At 73.9% G+C, this 20,179-nt stretch carries 15 protein-coding genes; 7 read left to right on the top strand and 8 right to left on the bottom strand.

The features are described 5' to 3' along the window. Nucleotides 1–208: 208 nt before the first annotated feature. Nucleotides 209–1,234, top strand: a complete 1,026-nt coding sequence (locus ACFWPS_RS12105) for an alcohol dehydrogenase (RefSeq protein ID WP_383703802.1) — start codon at nucleotides 209–211, stop codon at nucleotides 1,232–1,234. Between the two features lie 3 nt (nucleotides 1,235–1,237). On the opposite strand, the gene ACFWPS_RS12100 is transcribed toward ACFWPS_RS12105, so the two are convergent. From ACFWPS_RS12100 to ACFWPS_RS12090, 3 genes are all read right to left on the bottom strand, one after another. Further along, nucleotides 1,238–2,188 carry a UbiA family prenyltransferase gene (locus tag ACFWPS_RS12100; protein WP_383703800.1) on the bottom strand — a complete coding sequence of 317 codons (951 nt, stop codon included), beginning with the start codon at nucleotides 2,186–2,188 and terminating at the stop codon, nucleotides 1,238–1,240. After that, complete coding sequence (locus ACFWPS_RS12095) at nucleotides 2,185–3,129, bottom strand: polyprenyl synthetase family protein (protein WP_383703797.1); 945 nt, start codon at nucleotides 3,127–3,129, stop codon at nucleotides 2,185–2,187. Before ACFWPS_RS12095 ends, ACFWPS_RS12100 begins: the two co-directional genes overlap by 4 nt. Nucleotides 3,130–3,241: 112 nt before the next feature. After that, the gene (locus ACFWPS_RS12090) at nucleotides 3,242–4,948 is read right to left on the bottom strand and encodes a SpoIIE family protein phosphatase (protein WP_383703794.1); all 1,707 of its coding nucleotides are present in this window, start codon (nucleotides 4,946–4,948) and stop codon (nucleotides 3,242–3,244) included. Between the two features lie 546 nt (nucleotides 4,949–5,494). Between ACFWPS_RS12090 and ACFWPS_RS12085 the strand changes: the two genes are divergently transcribed. After that, nucleotides 5,495–9,523 (top strand): molybdopterin-dependent oxidoreductase, encoded by a 4,029-nt coding sequence (locus ACFWPS_RS12085; protein WP_383704028.1) that lies wholly within the window; start codon nucleotides 5,495–5,497, stop codon nucleotides 9,521–9,523. A gap of 15 nt (nucleotides 9,524–9,538) precedes the next feature. Here the strand turns inward: ACFWPS_RS12085 and ACFWPS_RS12080 are convergent, their stop codons facing one another. Continuing rightward, nucleotides 9,539–10,567 carry a helix-turn-helix domain-containing protein gene (locus ACFWPS_RS12080; RefSeq protein ID WP_383703793.1) on the bottom strand — a complete coding sequence of 343 codons (1,029 nt, stop codon included), beginning with the start codon at nucleotides 10,565–10,567 and terminating at the stop codon, nucleotides 9,539–9,541. Nucleotides 10,568–10,752: 185 nt separating this feature from the next. On the opposite strand from ACFWPS_RS12080, the gene ACFWPS_RS12075 reads away from it, so the two are divergent. Further along, entirely contained in the window at nucleotides 10,753–12,807 is a 2,055-nt protein-coding gene (locus ACFWPS_RS12075) for a molybdopterin cofactor-binding domain-containing protein (RefSeq protein WP_383704025.1), read from the top strand. A 32-nt stretch (nucleotides 12,808–12,839) separates the two neighbouring features. Further along, nucleotides 12,840–13,298, top strand: coding sequence for a (2Fe-2S)-binding protein (locus ACFWPS_RS12070; protein WP_383703791.1), 459 nt, complete (start codon nucleotides 12,840–12,842; stop codon nucleotides 13,296–13,298). Between the two features lie 242 nt (nucleotides 13,299–13,540). On the opposite strand, the gene ACFWPS_RS12065 is transcribed toward ACFWPS_RS12070, so the two are convergent. Continuing rightward, the gene (locus ACFWPS_RS12065; protein WP_383703789.1) at nucleotides 13,541–14,515 is read right to left on the bottom strand and encodes an alpha/beta hydrolase; all 975 of its coding nucleotides are present in this window, start codon (nucleotides 14,513–14,515) and stop codon (nucleotides 13,541–13,543) included. A 214-nt stretch (nucleotides 14,516–14,729) separates the two neighbouring features. Between ACFWPS_RS12065 and ACFWPS_RS12060 the strand changes: the two genes are divergently transcribed. Beyond that, entirely contained in the window at nucleotides 14,730–15,611 is an 882-nt protein-coding gene (locus ACFWPS_RS12060) for an LLM class F420-dependent oxidoreductase (protein WP_383703788.1), read from the top strand. A 103-nt stretch (nucleotides 15,612–15,714) separates the two neighbouring features. On the opposite strand, the gene ACFWPS_RS12055 is transcribed toward ACFWPS_RS12060, so the two are convergent. After that, the gene (locus ACFWPS_RS12055) at nucleotides 15,715–16,272 is read right to left on the bottom strand and encodes an NADPH-dependent FMN reductase (protein WP_383703786.1); all 558 of its coding nucleotides are present in this window, start codon (nucleotides 16,270–16,272) and stop codon (nucleotides 15,715–15,717) included. Nucleotides 16,273–16,374: 102 nt separating this feature from the next. On the opposite strand from ACFWPS_RS12055, the gene ACFWPS_RS12050 reads away from it, so the two are divergent. Next, nucleotides 16,375–17,055: a TetR/AcrR family transcriptional regulator gene (locus ACFWPS_RS12050; protein ID WP_383703784.1), complete on the top strand. Its 681-nt coding sequence runs from the start codon at nucleotides 16,375–16,377 to the stop codon at nucleotides 17,053–17,055. On the opposite strand, the gene ACFWPS_RS12045 is transcribed toward ACFWPS_RS12050, so the two are convergent. Both ACFWPS_RS12045 and ACFWPS_RS12040 read right to left on the bottom strand, forming a co-directional pair. Beyond that, nucleotides 17,030–18,196 (bottom strand): FAD-dependent oxidoreductase, encoded by a 1,167-nt coding sequence (locus ACFWPS_RS12045; protein WP_383704022.1) that lies wholly within the window; start codon nucleotides 18,194–18,196, stop codon nucleotides 17,030–17,032. The genes ACFWPS_RS12050 and ACFWPS_RS12045 overlap by 26 nt on opposite strands. Nucleotides 18,197–18,214: 18 nt before the next feature. Further along, nucleotides 18,215–18,886, bottom strand: coding sequence for a TetR/AcrR family transcriptional regulator (locus ACFWPS_RS12040; protein WP_383703782.1), 672 nt, complete (start codon nucleotides 18,884–18,886; stop codon nucleotides 18,215–18,217). A 159-nt stretch (nucleotides 18,887–19,045) separates the two neighbouring features. Here ACFWPS_RS12040 and ACFWPS_RS12035 point away from each other — a divergent pair, with 159 nt between their 5' ends. Beyond that, nucleotides 19,046–20,092: a LacI family DNA-binding transcriptional regulator gene (locus tag ACFWPS_RS12035; RefSeq protein ID WP_383703780.1), complete on the top strand. Its 1,047-nt coding sequence runs from the start codon at nucleotides 19,046–19,048 to the stop codon at nucleotides 20,090–20,092. Nucleotides 20,093–20,179 lie beyond the last annotated feature (87 nt).

The raw sequence follows: 20,179 nt of genomic DNA, 5'->3' as shown, positions 1-20,179 counted from the left end.
TAGCGCCCCGCAAAGGGCGCGGGGCTGTATCCGATATGCGGCTCCGCCACGCGGGCGCGACAGGCCCCCACCGGCCCGCACCCGGACGAGAGCCCGCCGGACCGGGGCTGCGGTGCCGTGCGGGGCTCGGCGCGCGCGATCGGCGCGGAGCTGGTGTGCTGGGAGAGGGGGGCGACCGTACCCGTCGTACCCGTTCCGGGAGAGACGCATGAGCAGCTACCGAGTCGCGCAGGTGACCGCCCTGGGCGGGCCGTTCGAGATCGTCGAGCGGGAGGTGCCGAGGCCCGGCCCCCGCCAGGTGCGGATCGCCGTGGAGGCCTGCGGCATCTGCCACAGCGACACCTTCTTCGTCACCGCCGCACTGCCGGGCGTCACGTTCCCGGTGGTACCCGGCCACGAGATCGCCGGGCGGATCGAGGAGATCGGAGAGAGCATCGAGGACTGGGGCTGGCAGCTCGGCGACCGGGTGGCGGTCGGCTGGTTCGGCGGCAGCTGCGGCCACTGCAAGCCCTGCCGCCAGGGCGACTTCATCGTCTGCGAGAACATGAAGACGCCCGGCTGGACCTACGACGGCGGCTTCGGCGAGCAGGTGATCGCACCGGTCGACGCGCTGGCCCGCATCCCCGACGGGCTGGCCTCGGTCGACGCGGCCCCGATGGGCTGCGCGGGCGTGACCACCTTCAACGGCCTGCGGCGCAGCCCGGCCCAGCCCGGTGACCTGGTCGCCGTCGTCGGTCTCGGCGGGCTCGGCCACCTCGGGGTGAAGTACGCGGTGGCCATGGGCTTCGAGACGGTGGCCGTCGCCCGCGGCGCCGAGAAGGCCGACTTCGCCAAGCAGCTCGGCGCCCACCACTACGTCGACTCCACGGCCGCGACCCCGGTCGCGGAGGCCCTCCAGTCGCTCGGCGGCGCCAAGGTCGTGCTCGCCACCGCGGGCAACTCCCAGGCGATCACGGCGGCCGTGGACGGGCTGGGCCCCCGGGGCGAGCTGGTGGTGATCGGCCTCGACACCGAGCCGCTCGGGGCCACCCCGCTCCAGCTGCTCGGAGCCGCGCGAGAGATCCGCGGCCATCCGTCCGGCACCGCGCAGGACGTGCAGGACACCATGGAGTTCAGTGCCCTGCACGGGATCCGCCCGACGATCGAGACCGTCCCCCTGGAGCAGGCGGGCGAGGCCTACCAGAAGATGCTCACCGGTGCCGCGCGCTTCCGGATGGTCCTCACCTACGACTGAGCGTCACGCACTCACCGCGCCGCCCTCCTCGTAGGGCTCGGGCCGCAGCATCGGCCGGGACGTCAGGCGCAGCACCCCGGCGCAGGCCGCCGCGACCGCCACGGCCACGGCGGTCCTGCCGGTCAGCGACCACAGGGCCGCGGGCAGCAACGCCCGCTCGTACATGTGCAGTTCGACGGCGTCGGCGGTGCGCCGCCGTACGGTGACGAGGACCGCGGCGGCCGTGCCCGCGGCCGGCAGGACCAGCAGCAGGAACACCGGTGCGGTGGCGCGCTGCCCGAGCTGGACCGGGAGCAGCAGGGCCCCGGCGTACCCAGCCACCGCCAGGGCGGTCAGCACGGTCCACGCCCGGCCGGGTCCGTGCCGTACCGGCAGGGTGCGGCAGCCCGCGCGCAGGTCGTGCGGACGGTCGTCGACGGCGAGCAGCAGGTTGCCGAAGGTGCCCTGCGCGCCCAGCAGCAGCGCCGGCGCCATCAGGTGCGCGGGCGGCCAGGGCGCGGTGCAGCAGGCCCCGGCGAGCAGCGGGCACGACCAGCCCGAGAACCCGACGGCGAGGTCTCCCCACAGCCCCCGGCCCTTCAGACCCCGCCCGTAGGCGTCCTGGGCGAGGACCGCGAGCCCGAGGAAGAGCAGCGAACGCCAGTTGGCCAGGGTGGCCAGCACGAACGCGGCCAGCCACAGCAGGACCGCGCACCGCCGTGCCGTGGCGGCCCGCAGCCGTCCGGAGGGGATCGGGCGGTACGGCTTGGTCCGCCCGTCCTCGTGCCGGGTGAGGTAGTCGGCGGTGTACAGCGCCCCGGCGCACGCCGTGAGGCCGAGCGCCGCCGCCGGCAGCAGCCGCCCGTCGGCGGGAGCGGGGACGGCCAGCGCGGCGCCGAGCGCGGTGATGACCGGGGTGACCACGAGGTCGTACGGGCGCAGCGTGTCCAGATGGCCGGACAGCCGGGTCCTCACCGGGCACCGCCCGTGTGCCACGGCCCGGGTGCCAGCGCGTCGGCCGTCCGGCACAGCGCGGCCCGGTGCGGACCCTGCGGCAGCGGCTCCAGCTCCCGGCGGGCCCGTTCCGCATACGTGCGCGCCAGCCGCGTGGACTCCTCCAGCGCGCCCGTCTCCACCAGCAGCCGCCCCACCTCCTCCGGATCCTTCGAGACCGGCCCGGCCAGCAGCAGGGGCAGACTGGGCCGGTCGTTGCGCAGATCGCTGTCGGCGGGCTTGCCCTCCCGCCCGGCCTCCGGGCCGTACGGCAGCAGGTCGTCGCGGATCTGGAACGCCACCCCGAGCGCCTCGCCGTACCCGGACAGCGCCCGCGCCTGCCCCGGCGAGCCGCCGCCCAGCACCGCTCCCGCCTCGCAGCAGGCACTCAGCAGCGCGCCCGTCTTCAGCCGGACCATCTCCAGATACCCGCCGACCGCGTCCGGCGCCCGGACCGGGTCCAGCTCCCGGGCCACCCCCTGCGCCATCCGCCGGCCGGCCCGCGCCAGCGTGCCCACGGCCCGGGTCACGGCCGCCTCCGGCACCCCTAGCCGACCGCACTCCACCACCATCTCGAACAGCGCGAACATCAGCGCGTCACCGCCCAGGACGGCCGCACCCGGCCCGAACCTGGCATGCCCCGACGGCTTGCCGCGGCGCAGCTCGTCACCGTCGAGGATGTCGTCGTGCAACAGGCTCGCCACATGCACCAGTTCCACCCCGACCGCCGCGGGCATGACCCGCTCGTACGACCCGCCCACGGCCGCCGCCGACTCCAGCAGCAGCACCGGCCGCAGCAGCTTGCCCGGCGGGTGCAGCGCCCAGCGGTGCACCTCCGCGAGCGGATCCCCGGAGCACCGGGACAGCCAGTCCCGCAGCGCCTGCTCCACGGCCGCCGCCGCGCCGTTCTCCTCGTGCCGCATCCCCGGTCCTCACTGCTGATCGTTTCCCTGGCGATGAACGAGCCACGCCTCGGCGGTGTCACACGGCGGCCGGGGGCGCGGCGGGCGCGCGCCCCGGCGTACGGGAGTGCGCTCAGCTCCGCACCGCGCGGGCCGCGAGCAGCGCGATGTCGTCCTCGGAGCCGGTGGCGAGGTGTGCGAGGACCGTGTCGAGGATCTTGTCGAGCGGGTCGGTGGGGCACAGCGACAGTCCCGTGAGCCGTGCCAGGCCGCAGTCGATGTCCTCGCCGCGCCGCTCCACCAGCCCGTCCGTGTACAGGAGCAGCACACCGCCGCGTTCCGGGGTGACACGCTGCTCGTACCGGCCGAGCCCGCTGCCCAGCGGCGGGCCGACCGGCACCGGGACCAGCAGTATCTCGCCCTGCGGGGTGAGCCAGACCGGCGGCAGATGGCCGGCGCTGGCGTAGGTGAGCGTGGCGACGTCCGAGTCGCCGAGCGCGAGGAAGCAGGTGGCCACCCGCTCGAAGCCGGAGTCGGCGACCATGCGGTCCGCGTGCTGGAGGATGCGGCGCGGCGAGAGCCCCGCGAGGGCCAGGGCGCGCAGCGTCGAACGGTAGTGGCTCATCGCCACCGCCGCGTCCACACCGTGGCCCATCACGTCCCCGATGACCAGCATCGTGCGGCCGTCGGGCAGCGCCAGGACGTCGTACCAGTCGCCGCCGATCATCGAGCCGTCGTCGGCGGGACGGTAACGGGCGGTGGTCTCCACACCGGCGTGCTGCTGCAGCTGGCCGGGCTCCGCCAGCAGGGCCCGCTGCAGTTCCAGGGCCATGGTGTGCTCGCGTTCGAAGCGGACCGCGCGGTCCAGGGCGCGGGCGGCGCGGGCGGCGAGTTCGCGGGCGACCGTGGCGTCCTCGTTCGAGAACGCCCCGGAGTCCCCGGCCCTGGCCAGCATCAGGATGCCGAGCACCCGGCCGTCCGAGACCAGGGGGGCGAGAAGGACCGAGTGGACACGGGCGGTCAGACACGCCCGGGCCGGCGGCCAGCGGGGGATCAGCGACCGCCACTGCGCCGCGGTGATCGCGTCGCGCCGCCAGATCCGGCCCGCCGCCAGGTTCCGCCGGGTCCCGGTGCCCCGCGGCCAGCCGACCAGCTCACCGCGCGCGTCAAGGGCCGCGAGGCCGGTCGCGAGCCCCGGACGGGTGGCGTACGCCGCGAGCCGGGTCGGCGCCCGCCGCGCCGACGCCGTGTCCGGCGGACTGAGCTCGACCCCGGCCGCGTCCGCCAGCTCCGGTACGACGAACTCCGCGAGCTCCCGGCAGGTCCCGGCGACATCGGTGCCGGTCCCGATCCGGGACGCGGCCGCGTCCAGCAGCGCCAGCCGCCGGTGGGCACGCTCCAGCTCGTACACGTACTGCTGCGGCTCACTGATCTCCATGCCCACCGCGGCGACGCCCACGACCTTGCCCGTGCCGGCCACGAGCCGGTGGTACACGCACCGCCACTCCCGGACCTGGTACGGCGAGTCCACCCAGGTCCGCCCGGTGACGATGGCCTCGCGCGGCCGTCCGTCGTGGATGACGTCCAGCAGCACCTGGTCGGGCCGCTGGATGTGCGGCAGCACCTCGTGCTGGGTGCGGCCGAGGTACGCGGCGGCGGGCAGGCCCGTCATCCGGGCCATGTGCGGATTGACGTAGACGTAGCGCAGGTTGGTGTCGAGGACCGCGAAACCGACGGCCGCGTCCTCGACGATGCCGCGCAGCATATCGATGTAGCCGATGTCGGCCGGGGGCGCGTCCAGTGGTGCTGGTGCTGGTGCTGGTGCTGGTGCTGGTGCCATAGATGGTGTCGGTGTGCCTCGGGCGACCGGTGGAGCCGGTGTGGCGGGGAGCCCCGGAGCGGCCGGTGGCGCCGTTGGAGCCGGTGCGGCCGGTCGTCGTGAGGAGGTGTCCCTGTCCACCCGGTCCTCCTCGCCTGCCCCCTCCCTCGGCCGCCCTCATCCTGCAACAGGTCCCGGCACGGCGCATCCCGGGACCGGTCCGGGCTGCCGAGCGGGGTGTCCCGGGGCCGGTCCGGGCGGCAGCGCGGGGTGTCCCGGGGCCGGTCCGGGCGGCAGCGCGAGGCACCCACGAGGCATCCTGGGACCGTACCGGCCCATATCCGGGACGCCTCGGCTCACACCGCCCGGAGCGGGTCTGTGCGGCGGCCTTAACCCCCGTTGATCGGGAGCGGTGACGCCGGCGTAATCAGCCGTACCTACGGTCGGAGTCGGATGGAAGAGGCTGACCAGCAGGAACAGGGGGCGCCCGTGGCCGCGCCGGACTCGCGCAGCACCGACACCGGCAGGGTGCGGACCGTCTGCTCGTACTGCGGGGTCGGCTGCGGCATGGTCCTGGACATCGGCAGGGGCCCGGACGGCCGCCGTACCGTCCTGAAGGCCTCCGGCGACAAGGAGCACCCGGCGAACTTCGGCAGGCTGTGCACGAAGGGCGCCACCACCGCCGACATGCTTGCCGCGCCCGGCCGTCTGACCACCGCCCTGCTGCGGCCCGAGCGGGGCGAGGAGGCGGTGCCGTCGGCCGTGGACGCGGCGATCGACGAGACAGCGCGGCGGCTGCGCGCGATCGTCGACGAGCACGGCCCGGACGCGGTCGCCCTCTATGTCTCCGGCCAGATGAGCCTGGAGGCCCAGTACCTCGCCAACAAGCTCACCAAGGGCTGGCTCCGCACCAACAACATCGAGTCCAACTCCCGGCTGTGCATGGCCAGCGCCGGCACCGGCTACAAGCTCTCCCTCGGCGCCGACGGCCCGCCCGGCTCCTACCAGGACCTGGACAAGGCGGACGTCTTCCTGGTCATCGGCGCCAACATGGCCGACTGCCACCCCATCCTCTTCCTACGCCTGATGGACCGGGTGAAGGCTGGCGCGAAACTGATCGTCGTCGACCCGCGCCGCACCGCCACCGCCGCCAAGGCCGACCTGTTCCTCCAGGTCAAACCCGGTACCGACCTCGCCCTCCTCAACGGCCTGCTGCACCTCCTGTACGAGAACGGGCACACCGACCCCGAGTTCATCGCCGCGTACACCGAGGGCTGGGAGGCGATGCCGGAGTTCCTCGCCGACTACCCGCCCGCCGCCGTCGCCGAGATCACCGGGATTCCCGAGGCAGACCTGCGCGCGGCCGCCCGGCTGATCGGCGAGGCGGGGGAGTGGACCAGCTGCTGGACCATGGGACTCAACCAGTCCACGCACGGCACCTGGAACACCAACGCCCTGGTCAACCTGCACCTCGCCACGGGCAGGATCTGCCGCCCGGGCAGCGGCCCGCTCTCCCTCACCGGCCAGCCCAACGCCATGGGTGGCCGGGAGATGGGCTACATGGGACCGGGCCTGCCCGGCCAGCGGTCGGTCCTGGTCGACGCCGACCGCGCCTTCGTCGAGGAGCAGTGGGGGCTGAAGCCCGGCACGATCCGCGCCGACGGCGTCGGCAAGGGCACCGTCGAGATGTTCCAGAAGATGGCCGACGGCGAGATCAAGGCCTGCTGGATCATCTGCACCAACCCGGTCGCCTCCGTCGCCAACCGCAGGACCGTCATCGAGGGCCTGGAGGCCGCCGAGTTCGTCGTCACCCAGGACGTCTTCACCGACACCGAGACCAACGCCTACGCCGACGTCGTCCTGCCCGCCGCCCTGTGGACCGAGACCGAGGGCGTCCTCATCAACAGCGAGCGCAACCTCACCCTCGCCCGCCCCGCCGCCGACCCGCCCGGCGAGGCCACCGCCGACTGGCGGCTGATCGCCGACGTCGCCCGCGCGATGGGCTTCGAGGACGGCTTCTGCTACGACAGCGCGGAGGAGGTCTTCGAGGAGATCAAGCGCTTCCACAACCCGCAGACCGGCTACGACCTGCGGGGCGTGACCTACGACCGGCTGCGCAGCACCCCCGTCCAGTGGCCGGCCGCCACCGCCGACGGCCCCGACCGCAACCCCGTCCGGTACGTCGGCGCCGACGGCTCCCTCACCTTCGCCACCGCTTCCGGCCGCGCCGTCTTCCACGCCCGCCCGCACGTGGACCCCGCCGAGATGCCGGACGACGACTACCCGTTCGTCCTGAACACCGGCCGCCTCCAGCACCAGTGGCACACCCTGACCAAGACCGCGAAGGTCGCCAAGCTCAACAAGCTCAACCCCGGCCCGTTCGTCGAGGTCCACCCCGAGGACGCGGCCGCGCTCGGGCTCGCCGACGGCGACTCCGTGGAGGTCGCCTCGCGGCGCGGCCGGGCCGTGCTCCCGGCGGTCGTCACGGACCGGGTGCTGCCGGGGTCCTGCTTCGCGCCCTTCCACTGGAACGACCTGTTCGGCGAGTACCTCAGTGTCAACGCGGTGACCAGCGACGCGGTCGACCCGCTGTCCTTCCAGCCCGAGCTGAAGGTGTGCGCGGTGTCGCTGACCAAGGTGGCCACGCCGGTGAGCGTGCAGGTGCCGGGGACCGAGCAGACCCCGGCCGCCACCGTGGTATCCGCTGCCGCCACCGTCGTACCCGCTGTCGCCGCCGCCGCGCCCACGGCCGTGCTGCCCTCCGCCGCAGCCGTGTTCGGCCTCGATCCGGCGCCCCCGCCGGTCCTGACCGACCCTGAACGGCAGTACCTGGTCGGCTTCCTCGCCGGTATCCCGGCCGGCGCCCCGGGCGTCCCCGTGCTGCCGCCGGACGCGCCGTTCAGCCCCGAGCACGCTCTGTGGGTCAACGGCACCCTCGCCGGCATGTACTCCCGGTCCGCCACGACCACGGTGACGGTCACCGCACCGGCGGCGAGCCGCCAAGTGGTCATTCTGTGGGCCTCGCAGACCGGCAACGCCGAGGACTTCGCCGCCACCACCGCCGAGCGGCTCACCGCGGGCGGCCACGCGGCCTCCCTCGTCGCCATGGACGAGGCCGACCCGGCCGCCCTGCCCGCGGGCGCCGACCTGCTCCTGATCACCAGCACCTTCGGCGACGGCGACGCCCCCGACAACGGCGCCGGCTTCTGGGACGGCCTCGCCGCCCTCGACACCGGGCGCCTCGAAGGCCGCCGGTACGCCGTGCTGGCCTTCGGCGACTCGAACTACGACGACTTCTGCGGACACGGGCGGCGCCTGGACAGCCGTATGGACGAACTCGGCGCGGTCCGGCTCGCGCCGCGCACCGACTGCGAACCGGACTACGAGACCCAGGCGGAGGCCTGGCTGGACCAGGTGCTCACCGCCCTCAAGGGCGGGTCCGCGGCGCCGGCCCCGGCGCCCCGCAAGCCCCGGCGCCCCGCCCCCGTCACCGCCCGGCTCGTCGGCAACCGACTGCTCAGCCTGCCCGGCGCGGGCAAGGAGGTCCGCCGCTTCACCTTCGACAGCCGCGACAGCGAGACCCCGCTGGTCTACGAGGCGGGCGACGCGCTCGGGGTCCGCCCGCTCAACTCCCGTGACCTGGTGGCGGAATGGCTGACTGCCACCGGCCTCGACGGCACAACCGGCGTGGAGGTCGACGGAGTCGGTGAAGTCCCCATCGGCGAGGCCCTCTCACGCCATCTGGACATCACCCGCGTCACCCCGGACCTGCTCCGCTTCGCCGCCGAACGCACCCGTGACCCGCGCGAGTTGCGGAAACTGCTGCGCCCCGACAACAAGGACGAGCTGGCCAAGTGGTCCTGGGGCCGACAGGCGGTCGACGTCGTCGCCGAGTTCGGGATCCGCGCCGACGCCGGCGCCTGGGCGGGCGTCCTCGGCAGGCTGCAGCCGCGCCTGTACTCCATCTCGTCCAGCCCGCTCACCGACCCCCACCAGGTCTCGCTCACCGTCTCCGTCGTCCGCTACGAGAACCTGCACGGCAGGCCCCGGCAGGGCGTCTGCTCCCCCTTCCTCGCCGACGCCGAACCCGGCACGCCGGTCCCGGTGCACGTCCAGCGCTCCCCGCACTTCCGCCCGCCCGCCGATCCGGCGACCCCGATGGTCATGGTGGGCCCCGGCACCGGCGTGGCGCCGTTCGTCGGCTTCCTGGAGGAGCGCCGCGCCCGCGGCCACCGCGGCCCCAACTGGCTGTTCTTCGGCGAACAGCACCGGGCCACCGACTTCTACTACGAGGAGGAGCTCACCGCCCTGCTCGCCGACGGCACCCTGAGCCGCCTCGACACCGCCTTCTCCCGCGACCAGCGTGCCAAGGTCTACGTCCAGGACCGGATGCGCGAACACGGCCCGCTGCTGTGGTCCTGGCTCCAGGACGGCGCCCACTTCTACGTCTGCGGCGACGCCTCCCGGATGGCCAAGGACGTCGACCGGGCGCTGAAGGACATCGCCACCGTGCACGGCGGACTGACCGAGGACGAGGCGACGGTGTACGTGAAGCAGCTGGCCGCGGACCGGCGTTACGCCCGGGACGTCTACTGACGCCCTGCCGACCTGCTACTGAGTCTCCATCAGGTGGCGCATGGTGAGGGCGAGTTGCAGCCGGAACCGGCCCTGCGGGGTGCGCACCGACCAGCCCAGCAGATGCTCGGCGTGGGTCAGCCGGTCCTGGAGCGTGGAGTGGTGGACGTTGATGTCGGCGGCCGCCGCCCGCAGGCTCGCCGTCGACGCGACCGCGTGCAGCGTGCGCAGCATCCAGGGCGCGTCCGCCGCGGCGGCCTGCACGGCACGGACGTCCGGCGCCGGTTCCGCACCGGGTACGACGAGTTCGGCGAGCAGCGCGACCCCGCCCAGTTCGTCGGCGCGCACGACGGGCGGGCCGCCCGGCTCCGGTGCGCCGGCGGCGGAGGTGAACCGCAGCGCGGTGCGGGCCGCCGACCAGGACCGGGGGAGGTCGGCGACGGCCACGGCCGGGCCCACGCCCGCACGTCCCGCCGACGGTCCCGCCGACGGTCCCGGTGGTGGCCCGTCCGGCACGATCCGGGGCAGTCCGTCGGCGACCGCCACCGCCCGGAACCGCGCCGCAGGGTCGGCGGTGTCCAGGCCGAGCCGACGGGCCGCGTGCAGCCGGGCCGGCAGCGGGGCGCCGGCGTCCAGGACCGTCTCGACCAGCGCGGGGTCGGCCGACGGCGGCCCCGGGGCCCGCCCCCGGGTGCGGTCGAGCACGGACCGTACGGCCGCCGAGGCCCGCTCCAGGATCACCGCGTCCACGACACTCGGGCCGTCGGCCCCCTCCCGCTCCAGCCACAGCGCCGGCGGCCCGCCCGCCACCAGCGGCGCGCACGGCCAGCCCGGCTCGGGCGCGCCCGCCACGTCCGTCCGCCGTCCGTCCGGCTCCACCCGCAGCCGGACCCGTCGCTCCTCGTCGGCCAGCCGCGCCGGACACCCGGCGAGCACGGCGGCCCCGCGCACCAGCGCCTCCAGGCCGGCCCGGGTCTCGGCCAGCCGGTCGAAGTAGGCGATCACCGCGACGGCGGCCCCGGCATCCGGGTCCACCGCGGCCAGCCGCCCCGCCAGCTCTTTCATACGGCCATGATGCGCCATCCGGCCGTACGGCGAGGAGAGCCCGGCACGGCAGGCAACCCCTGCGCCCGCCCGCCCCTCCTAGGTGTCGAGGCACAGCACCGATACAGAGCCACATGGACAGGAGCCCCCGCTTGGACCGCAACGAGCCCCCGCGGGCCGCCGTCGGGCCGTCCCGCCGGAGATTCATGGTGTACACGGTGGCCGCGACCACCCTCACGGTCGCCGCCCCGCTCGGCTGTGACACCCAGCGGGCCGACGGCGCCACCCCGGCGTCCGACGTCCTGGTCACCGGCACCGACGAGGAGATGCTCGTCCTGGAGGTCACCGCCGCCAACGAGGTCGTCGTACGGCTGCCCCGGGTCGAGGTCGGCCAGGGCATCACCACCGCCGTCGCCATGATGATCGCCGAGGAGCTGGACGCCCGCCTCGCCGATGTCCGGATCCCGCTCGCCGACGCCCGCAGCAAGGGCAACCAGTACACCGGGGGCTCCAGCTCGGTCAGTTCGCTCTACGGCCCGGCCCGGCAGCTGGCCGCCACCGCACGCGCCCGGCTGGTGACCGCGGCCGCCCGCCGCTGGCGGCTCCCCGCGCGTATCCTGCGCACCTGGAACACCCAGGTCGTGGCCCCCGACGGCCGGACGGCCACCTTCGGCTCACTCACCGCGAGCGCCGCCCGGATCCGCACCCCGGACGTGTCGTCCAAGCCCAAGCCGGCCTCCCGGCACCGGGTGATCGGGAAGCCGACGACCAGGATCGACGCCCGGGACATCGTCACCGGCGCCGCGAAGTACGCCGGCGATCTGGCGGTGGCAGGCGCGAAGCCGACCGTGGTGGCCCGGCCGCCGACCCTGCGCGGCAGGCTGGTCTCCCTCGACGACTCGGCGGCCCGCGCCCTGCCCGGCGTCCACGCGGTCGTGAGGATCCCGGGCGGGGTCGCCGTGGTGGCGGAGACCTTCCACCACGCCTTCCAGGCCCGGGACGCGCTCCGGATCACCTGGGCGGACGGCCCGCTGGTGCCCCTGTCCGACAGGGAGATCCGTTCCCGGTTGCGGGCCGCGGTGCCCCGGCTCGGCACTCCGCCGCGTGGATCGACGCAGATCGAGGGCGAGTTCGCGTTCGCGTTCGTCAGCCATGCCCCCATGGAGGTGCTCACGGCCGTCGCCGACGTCCGCGCCGACCGGGCCGAGCTGTGGTTCGCCACCCAGACACCGATGGACGCCCGCGAGACCGTCGCCGAACTGCTGGGGCTCTCGAAGACCGCCGTACGGGTCCATGTGATGCGCGGCGGCGGCTCCTTCGGGCGGCGGCTCAATTTCGACCAGGCGATCGAGGCAGTGCTCGTCTCCAAGGCGGCCCGCAGGCCCGTGAAGCTGATGTGGAGCCGCAACGACGACATCCGGCACGGCAGGATGCGCCCCGCCGACCACCACCGGATCCGGGCCAGCGTCGCCGGAGGCCGGGTGGTGGCCTTCCAGCACATGTCGGCCTCGGTGGGGGAGTCGTCCGACGAAAAGGGCCTCATCGCGCAGTCCGGTGCGGTACGCCCGTTGCCCAGCGACAGCGGGCTGTACAACTTCGGCCGGGTGGGCGGCGATTCGGGCGGCATCGAACTGCCGATACCGCTCGGCGCCTGGCGTTCGGTGGACTCCGGGACCATGCGCACGGCGGAGGAGATCGTCGTCGACGACATCGCCCGCGCGCTGGGCCGGGACCCGGTCGCCTTCCGCCGTACCACCCTGCGCAGCAAGGCGGTGAAGGCCGTCCTCGCCAAGGCGGCCGCCGCCGGCCACTGGGGCCGCGCGATGCCCACGGGCACCGCCCAGGGCGTCGCCGTCCACGAGGAGTACGGGTCCGCGGTCGCCTGCCTGGCCGAGATCGACGCCACCGACCCGAAGAACCCCCGGGTCACCAAGGTGGTGATGGCCGCCGACGTCGGTACGGCCGTCAATCCGCGCGGCCTTCAGGCGCAGCTCATGGGCACCGCCGTCGACGGCATCTCCACCGTGCTGCGCGCCGGGCTGCACATCGACCGGGGCGCGGTCCGCGAGGGCAGCTTCGCCGACTTCCACTACGCCCGCCAGCGGCACGCCCCGCTGGCGTTCGAGGCCCACGTCATCCAGTCCGGCGGGGATCCGGGCGGCGCCGGCGAACTCGGCGTTCCCGCGGCGGCGGGCGCTGTCGCCAACGCCTACGCCCGTGCCACCGGCCGGAAACCCCGCAGCTTCCCCCTCGACTTCTGACCTACCGCCTCCCCAACTCCCAGAAGGCACCGATGCGTTCGTATTCGTTCGTCCTCAACGGCAAACCGGTGACGGTCGAGGCCCCCGCCGACATGCCCCTCCTCTGGGTCCTGCGCGACCTGCTCGGCGTCACCGGCCCCAAGTACGGCTGCGGGGTGGGCGTCTGCCGCGCCTGCACCAGCCACCTCGACGGCGCGGAGATCCAGCCGTGCACGGTCCCGGTCGCCGACTGCGCGGACCGGGCGGTCACCACCATCGAGGGCCTCGCCGACGGCGACACCCTGCACCCCGTCCAACAGGCCTGGCTGGACTGCGACGTGGCCCAGTGCGGGTTCTGCCAGCCCGGCCAGATCATGGCGGCGGCCGCCCTCCTGAAACGCACCCCGCACCCGACGGACGCCGACATCGACGGCATCGAGAACGTCTGCCGCTGCGGCACCTACTCCAGGATCAGGGAGGCGATCAAGAAGGCGGCGGCGAACGGGGGTTGAGCCCCCGTCCCCGCTCCTCCTCGCGACGCGCGAACGGAGACCGAAGACGCCCGGGCATGCACGATCGGCCGACGCCCAGCGGGCGGTTCGGGCCGTCGCCCCACGTATGACCTCAGACACCCTCCTGCCCCCGACCGCCCCCTGCGCCACACACCCCACCCTCACCACCGCAGCGGGCCCACGGCCGCCGTACCACAGGGAACCGGGCCTGGGCCCGCGCTGACCGCAGGCCCGATCGGTGCTCAGCGCGCCAGCAGCCGTCGCAGCCAGTCCACGTGGGCTGCCCTGGCCGACTGGGACAGGGCGGCCTGGGGGGCGAAGCCGTCGAAGCCGTGGAAGCCGCCGGGCCAGACGTGGAGTTCGGCGATGCCGCCGGACTGCCAGATACGGGAGGCGTAGGTGACGGTCTCGTCGCGGAAGGTCTCCGCCGAGCCGACGTCGAGGAAGGCCGGGGGGAGGTTCGTGAGGTCGGTGGCGCGGGCCGGGGCCGCGTAGGGGGAGACGTCGGTGCCGCCGCGGTGCTCGCCCAGCAGGGCGGTCCAGCCGGTGTCGTTGGACGTGCGGTCCCAGACGCCGAGGCCCTTCATCTGGTGGCTGGACGGGGTGTCGTTGCGGTCGTCGAGCATCGGGCAGAGCAGCATCTGGCCGATGACAGACGGACCTTGACGGTCCCTCAGGAGAAGGGCCAGGGCCGCGGTGAGGCCGCCGCCCGCGCTGGCGCCGACGATCACGATCCGTTCCGGGTCGCCGCCGATCTCCTTCGCGTGCTCCGCCGTCCAGAGCAGGCCGGCGTACACGTCCTCCACCGGTGCCGGATGCGGATGCTCGGGCGCCAGCCGGTACTCGACCGACACCACCACCGCGCCCAGCTCCTTCGCCCAGGCCAGCGGGACGTCCAGGCCCACCCGGTTGTTGCCGAGCACCATGCCGCCGCCGTGCACGTGGTAGATCACCGGGAGCGGCCCGGAGGCGGTGGGGGCGACCGGGCGGCAGATCAGGAGGGAGATCTCGGGGGCGTCCGCGGGGCCGGGGACCGTGCGCTCCGCCACCTCGAACGCTCCGTCCATGGTGAGGTCCAGTTCGGCGAGCAGCCGTATCCCCTCGCCCTGCCGGATCGCGGTGATGTCCGCCATCGTGAACGCCGGAGAGATCACGTCCTTGATCAGCTCCAGGGCGGCGGAGAGCTCGGGGTCGAACGGGGGCGGTACGGCGGTCATGGCGGCTCCTCGCGGTGGTGCGCTGCGGCTCGTACACCCATGATCCGCGCGGTCGTGTGCTCCCCGGGGGCCGCCGGACGGCGGAAGCTCCCCGCCATCCGGCGGGTGCCTGCCCAGGACACGGCGGACCAGCGGCCGAGGCTTGACTTGGAGCGCGCTCGAAGACCTAGCGTCGGGAAGGCAGAAGACGATCCGGGCGGAACGGAGAACGGTCATGCGCGTGGGCGTGCACATCAACCGGTTCGACCACCCCGGGGGCGGACCCGCCCTCGGCGCCGAACTCGCCGCCGCCGGTGCCGCGGCCGAGGCGGCGGGCGTCAGCTGGGTCTCGGTGATGGACCACTACTTCCAGATGGAGTTCAACGGCGGCGCCGAGGACCCCATGCTGGAGGCCTACACCACCCTCGGCTACCTCGCCGGCCGCACCTCCACCGTGCGGCTCGGCGCCCTGGTGACCGGAGTGACGTACCGGCACCCCGGACTCCTCGCCAAGATCGCCACCACCCTCGACGTGGTGTCCGGCGGCCGGGCCACCCTGGGCATCGGCGCCGCCTGGTACGACCGTGAGCACCACGGACTCGGCGTGCCCTACCCGCCGATCGCGGAGCGCTTCGAGCGGCTGGAGGAGACGCTGAGGATCTGCCTGCAGATGTGGGACCCGGAGAACAACGGCCCCTTCGAGGGCAAGCACTACCAGCTGGCCGAGACCCTCTGCGTGCCGGCGCCGGTGAGCACCCCGCACCCCGAGATCATGATCGGCGGCCAGGGGGAGAAGAAGACCCTGCGCCTGGTGGCTCAGTACGCCGACGCCTGCAACCTCATCCCCTCCTCCCCGGAGGAGCTGCGGCACAAGCTCGACGTGCTGCGCGGCCACTGCGACACCGTCGGGCGGGACTACGACAGCATCCGCAAGACCATCGTGTACGGCGCCGAGCCGGTCACCGCGGGCGACCTGGACGCCTTCACCCGGGACATCGAGGGCTACGCCGAGCTCGGCGTCGACACCGTCATCCTGTCCCCGCGCCTGGGCGGGACCTCGGGATGGATGGAGACCTTCGCCGCCCCGGCCGTCGAGCGGCTCGCCGGCATCGAGTGACGCCGGGCGGCTCGCCGGGATCGAGTGACGGGGTCGGGAGTGGGTCGCGGAGGACGCGAAAGGGGCCGGAGCTGGTGAGCTCCGGCCCCTTTCAGGGGGTGCCTCAGGCGGCCACGCCCACGTTGCCGTGCAGGCGGGCGACGACCTCGGTGAGCTGCGCGGCGACCTCGCTGTCGTCGGCCGGGTGGGTCTCGGCGAAGCGGACCACGGAGCCGGGGATGGACAGCTTGATGTCCTCGATCACCTTGCCGCCGGCGATGCCGACGGCCTTGCGGGCCTCGTCCTGCGCCCACACGCCGCCGTACTGGCCGTAGGCGGTGCCGATGACGGCGACCGGCTTGCCGCCGAAGGTGCTGGCGCCGTACGGGCGGGACAGCCAGTCGATGGCATTCTTCAGGACGGCCGGGATGGTGCCGTTGTACTCGGGGGAGAAGAGCAGGAAGGCATCGGCGGCCTGGGCGGCCTCGCGCAGCTTCGCGGCGGCGGGCGGGAGGCTGTCCGCGACGTCGATGTCCTCGTTGTAGAAGGGGATGTCGGCCAGGCCCTCGAAGACCTCGACCTCGGCACCCTCGGGGGCGAGCTTGACGGCCGCTTCGGCGAGCTGGCGGTTGTGCGAACCGGCGCGAAGGCTGCCGACGAGCGCAAGGATGCGGACAGACATGAGGAGCTCCAGGGGGGGGTGAAACACTGCCGTTACGAATCCGGACCGAGGTCCGCTTAATTTCTAACACCCTAAACGGACCCTGGTCCAGTTCTGTTCCCGATGCTTTACGCTGTCTTCATGTCCAGCGTCCTGCCGCCCCTCCCGCAGCCCCAGGAGCCCTTCGACACCCCGCAGTTGCTAGAGGTCGGGCCCGCCCCCGAGGAGCCGTGCCTGCGTGCCGACGCGGCCCGCAACCGTGCCCGGCTGCTGGAGGCCGCCGCCCGGCTGATCGCCGAGCACGGGGTGGCCGGCGTGACCATGGAGGCGGTGGCCGCGGCCGCCGAGGTGGGCAAGGGCACGGTCTTCCGCCGCTTCGGCGACCGCACCGGACTGCTGATGGCGCTGCTCGACCACTCCTCGCGGCAGCTCCAGGCGGACTTTCTCGGCGGCCCGCCGCCCCTCGGCCCCGGCGCCCCGCCGGTCGAGCGGCTGAGGGCGTTCGGCGTCGCGGTGCTCTACCGCGGAGCCGAGCAGCTGGACCTCCAGCTGGCCGCCCAGCCCGAGCCCACCCGGCGCTATGCCAATCCGCCGATCCAGGCGCTGCGCACGCACATCACGATGCTGCTGCGGCAGATCGAGCCGGCCGCCGACTGCGAACTGCTCGCCCAGACGCTCCTCGCGTACCTCGACCCCGCCCAGATCCACCATCTGACCAGGCAGTGCGGGATGCCGATGGAGCGCCTGGAGGCCGGCTGGACCGACCTGGTCGACCGCGTCACGCGGACGGAGCCGACCCGCTGACCTCCGGCAGGCCGCCGGTGAACATGTCGACCAGGCCCCGCGGCGCGTCGGCGCGGAACAGCACGTCCCCGCCCTGGGCGGACTCCGCCGCGGACCGCTCGGCACGCACGAGCATCTTCTCCTCGTAGGCGGCCAGGGCGGCCTCGGTGTCGCCCGGGTGCGCGACGAGCGCCAGCCCGAGGTCGGCGCCGTCGATCAGCGCCAGGTTGGCGCCCTCGCCGGCGAACGGCGACATCAGGTGCGCCGCGTCGCCGAGCAGGGTGACCCCGGGCGTCCGGACCCAGCGGTGGCCGACCGGCAGGGCGTGGATCCGCCGCGGCACCAGCGCGCCCTCGGCGTCCGCGACCAGCGCCCGCAGGCTCTTGTCCCAGCCGTCGAAGTGATCGAGCACGGCCCGCTTGGCCGCCTCGGTGTCGGTGAAGTCGATCCCGTCCAGCCACTCCTCGGGCGCCTCCACCGCCGTGTACACATGCAGGCTGCCGTCGCTCTCCCGGTGGGCGAGGAAGCCCCGGCCCGCGCCGAGCGCGAACAGCATGCCGCCGCCGACCACCTCGGCGCTCACCGGATGCCGTACGTCCGCGTCAGGCAGGTCCGCCTCCACGAACGAGATCCCGGTGTACGCGGGCCGCGCGTCGGAGACCAGTGGGCGCACCCGGGACCAGGCGCCGTCCGCGCCGACCAGCAGGTCGGTGGTGAAGGAGCCGCCGTCCTCAAGGGTGACCTCGTGCCGGCCGGCACCGAGCGGGCGGGCGCCGGTGACCTTCGCGCCCCAGCGGATCACGCCCTCGGGAAGCGAGTCGATCAGCAGCCGGCGCAGCTCGCCCCGGTCGATCTCCGGCCGCCCGCCGGTGCCGTCGTCGGGCGTGTCCAGCAGGACCCGGGCGTCCCTGTCCAGGACCCGCGTCGCCTCGCCGCCCGCGTGGACGTGCGTCAGGAACGTGTCGTACAGCCCGGCCGCGCGCAGCGCCACCTGGCCGGAGTCGTCGTGGATGTCGAGCATGCCGCCCTGGGTGCGGGCCGCGGGGGAGGCGTCGAGGTCGAAGACGGCCGCCTCGACGCCGTGCACCCGCAGCACCCGGGCGAGCGTGAGCCCGCCGAGACCGGCTCCGACGATCGCTACGGGGTGGTGGGGAGTGGTCATGGGGGTCATGGGGGTCTCCTAGTCATGAGGTCCGGGTACGGCGGTGTGCTCGATGCCGTTGATCAGGGCCTGGAACGCCCAGGACACGCGGGCCTCGGGCGCGCCCGACAGGAGCGCCCCGGAGGCGGCGGCGATGTGCGGATGGGTACGGGCCGACACCTCGCCCAGCGCCCGGCCGAGGGCGTCCCAGTCCTCCTGGGACGCCCCGCCCGCGTGTTCGGCGGCGGTCGCGGTGGCGCGCTGGAGCAGCAGGTCGACGCCCCAGGCGGCCCGCTCGCGCGGCACCCCGCCCTCGTCGAGCAGGCCCAGCAGGGTCTCGATCAGGTTCAGGTAGTGCGGGCCGCTCGGCCAGGAGGTCAGCGCGGACCGGGCCAGGCTCGGATGCTCCAGGAGCATCGTGGTGTAGGCGACGAGCACCTGCTCCAGCCGCTCCCGCCAACCGCCCTGTGCCGGGGCCGGGGCCACGGTGCCGAGCAGTTCGTCCAGGACCGCCGCGTGCAGCTTGGCGGTGTTGCGGAGGTAGACGTACAGCGAGGCCGGGCCGGTGTCGAGCTCCTGGGCCAGGCGCCGCATGGTGACCTTCTGCAGACCCTCGGCGCGCAGGATCTCCACGGCGGCGGCGACGATGCCCTCCCTGGTCAGGGCGGGCTTGGCGGGACGCTCCCGACGGGAACGGGGAGGTGCTGGCATGCGCCCACCATAACGAACATGTTCGTTGCGAACAAGTTCGTTGCGAACGTGTTCGTCAGATGGTGCGGTGAGCCCGCGCAACAGGTGGTCGAGAGCCCAATTCGTCGAACCCTCAACCACCTTGCCCCGCCGATCCCTCCTGCCCGGGCTTCTGCCAAGATGCCGTACGTCATGGTGCACATCCCGAAACCGCCCTCGGCAGCGTCGCCGGTCCCGCGCTCGGTCCCCACGAGCGCCGATGTGGCCCGCCTGGCCGGCGTCTCCCGCGCGACCGTCTCCTACGTCCTCAACAACACCAGTGCCGTCCGGATCAGCGAGCCCACCCGCCGCCGGGTCCACGAGGCCGCGAAGGAACTCGGGTACGTCCCGCACGCGGCCGCCCGCAGCCTGCGCGCAGGCCACAGCCGGATGGTGCTGATGCCCGCCCCTGCCATCCCGATGGGCCCGCTGTACGGGCGGTTCATCAACGAACTCCAGTGGGCCCTCAGCCGCCTCGACTACACGGTCGTCCAGTACGGCACCGCGGGCCTGCGCGGTGACGAAGCCGCCCGTGCCTGGGCCGAGTTGAGGCCGGTCGCCGTGCTGGTCCCCGACGCCGAACTCGGCCCCGAGGGCGTCGTGGTCCTCAAGCGGGCCGGTGCCCGTGCCGTGGTCACCTTCGGTCCCGAACGCGTCGAGGGCGCCCACGCCCTGCTGATGGACAACGACGCCGTCGGCCGCTGCGCCGGCAGTCACCTGTTCGCCCGTGGCCGGCGCCGGATCGGCGTGGTCGTCCCCGAGGAGGCCGGTCTGGAGACGTACTCGCGGCCACGCCTCGAAGGTGTCCGCCAGGCCCTGCGCGGCACCGACGCCGAGGTGACCGGGCTGCCGCTCGGCTACACCGAGCAGTCGGCGGCCGAACTCGCCGCCCGCTGGCCGGAGTTGGGGCTTGATGCGGTGTTCGCGTACAACGACGAGTACGCGATGCTGTTCATGCGCGCCCTCCAGGACGCGGGCGTGCGCATCCCCGAGGACGCCGCGGTGCTCGGCGCCGACGACCTGATGCTCGGCCGGCTGCTGCGGCCCCGGCTCTCGACGATCCACATCGACCTGCCCTCCGGCCGCGACCTCGCCGAACTGGTCGACCGCGTGGTGCGCGACCCCGGCGGCGAACCGGAGATGCACCGGGCGCTCGGCGCCTCGGTGGTGCAGCGCGAGTCCAGCTGATGGGCGACCCTGGTCGGGGGCGGTGCATTTCCGGGCCCCCTGACTAGGATGTTGCGCGCTCAACCAAACGGCTCATGGGCGTGCCGT

This window comes from Streptomyces sp. NPDC058457 (genome assembly GCF_042720695.1).
Taxonomy (GTDB): Bacteria; Actinomycetota; Actinomycetes; order Streptomycetales; family Streptomycetaceae; genus Streptomyces.
The sequence above is the reverse complement of the archived record's forward strand: the minus strand, read 5'-3'. Positions and strand labels throughout refer to the sequence as shown.

What these genes read in the sequence shown, in the direction of transcription:
- ACFWPS_RS12105 (WP_383703802.1), top strand. Translation starts at nt 209, where the DNA reads ATGAGCAGCTACCGAGTCGCGCAGGTGACCGCCCTGGGCGGGCCGTTC.
- ACFWPS_RS12085 (WP_383704028.1), top strand. Translation starts at nt 5,495, where the DNA reads ATGGTCCTGGACATCGGCAGGGGCCCGGACGGCCGCCGTACCGTCCTG.
- ACFWPS_RS12055 (WP_383703786.1), bottom strand. Translation starts at nt 16,272, where the DNA reads ATGTCTGTCCGCATCCTTGCGCTCGTCGGCAGCCTTCGCGCCGGTTCG.
- ACFWPS_RS12090 (WP_383703794.1), bottom strand. Translation starts at nt 4,948, where the DNA reads ATGGCACCAGCACCAGCACCAGCACCAGCACCAGCACCACTGGACGCG.
- ACFWPS_RS12075 (WP_383704025.1), top strand. Translation starts at nt 10,753, where the DNA reads ATGGTGTACACGGTGGCCGCGACCACCCTCACGGTCGCCGCCCCGCTC.
- ACFWPS_RS12065 (WP_383703789.1), bottom strand. Translation starts at nt 14,515, where the DNA reads ATGACCGCCGTACCGCCCCCGTTCGACCCCGAGCTCTCCGCCGCCCTG.
- ACFWPS_RS12035 (WP_383703780.1), top strand. Translation starts at nt 19,046, where the DNA reads ATGCCGTACGTCATGGTGCACATCCCGAAACCGCCCTCGGCAGCGTCG.
- ACFWPS_RS12045 (WP_383704022.1), bottom strand. Translation starts at nt 18,196, where the DNA reads ATGACCACTCCCCACCACCCCGTAGCGATCGTCGGAGCCGGTCTCGGC.
- ACFWPS_RS12040 (WP_383703782.1), bottom strand. Translation starts at nt 18,886, where the DNA reads ATGCCAGCACCTCCCCGTTCCCGTCGGGAGCGTCCCGCCAAGCCCGCC.
- ACFWPS_RS12070 (WP_383703791.1), top strand. Translation starts at nt 12,840, where the DNA reads ATGCGTTCGTATTCGTTCGTCCTCAACGGCAAACCGGTGACGGTCGAG.
- ACFWPS_RS12095 (WP_383703797.1), bottom strand. Translation starts at nt 3,129, where the DNA reads ATGCGGCACGAGGAGAACGGCGCGGCGGCGGCCGTGGAGCAGGCGCTG.
- ACFWPS_RS12050 (WP_383703784.1), top strand. Translation starts at nt 16,375, where the DNA reads ATGCTTTACGCTGTCTTCATGTCCAGCGTCCTGCCGCCCCTCCCGCAG.
- ACFWPS_RS12060 (WP_383703788.1), top strand. Translation starts at nt 14,730, where the DNA reads ATGCGCGTGGGCGTGCACATCAACCGGTTCGACCACCCCGGGGGCGGA.
- ACFWPS_RS12080 (WP_383703793.1), bottom strand. Translation starts at nt 10,567, where the DNA reads ATGAAAGAGCTGGCGGGGCGGCTGGCCGCGGTGGACCCGGATGCCGGG.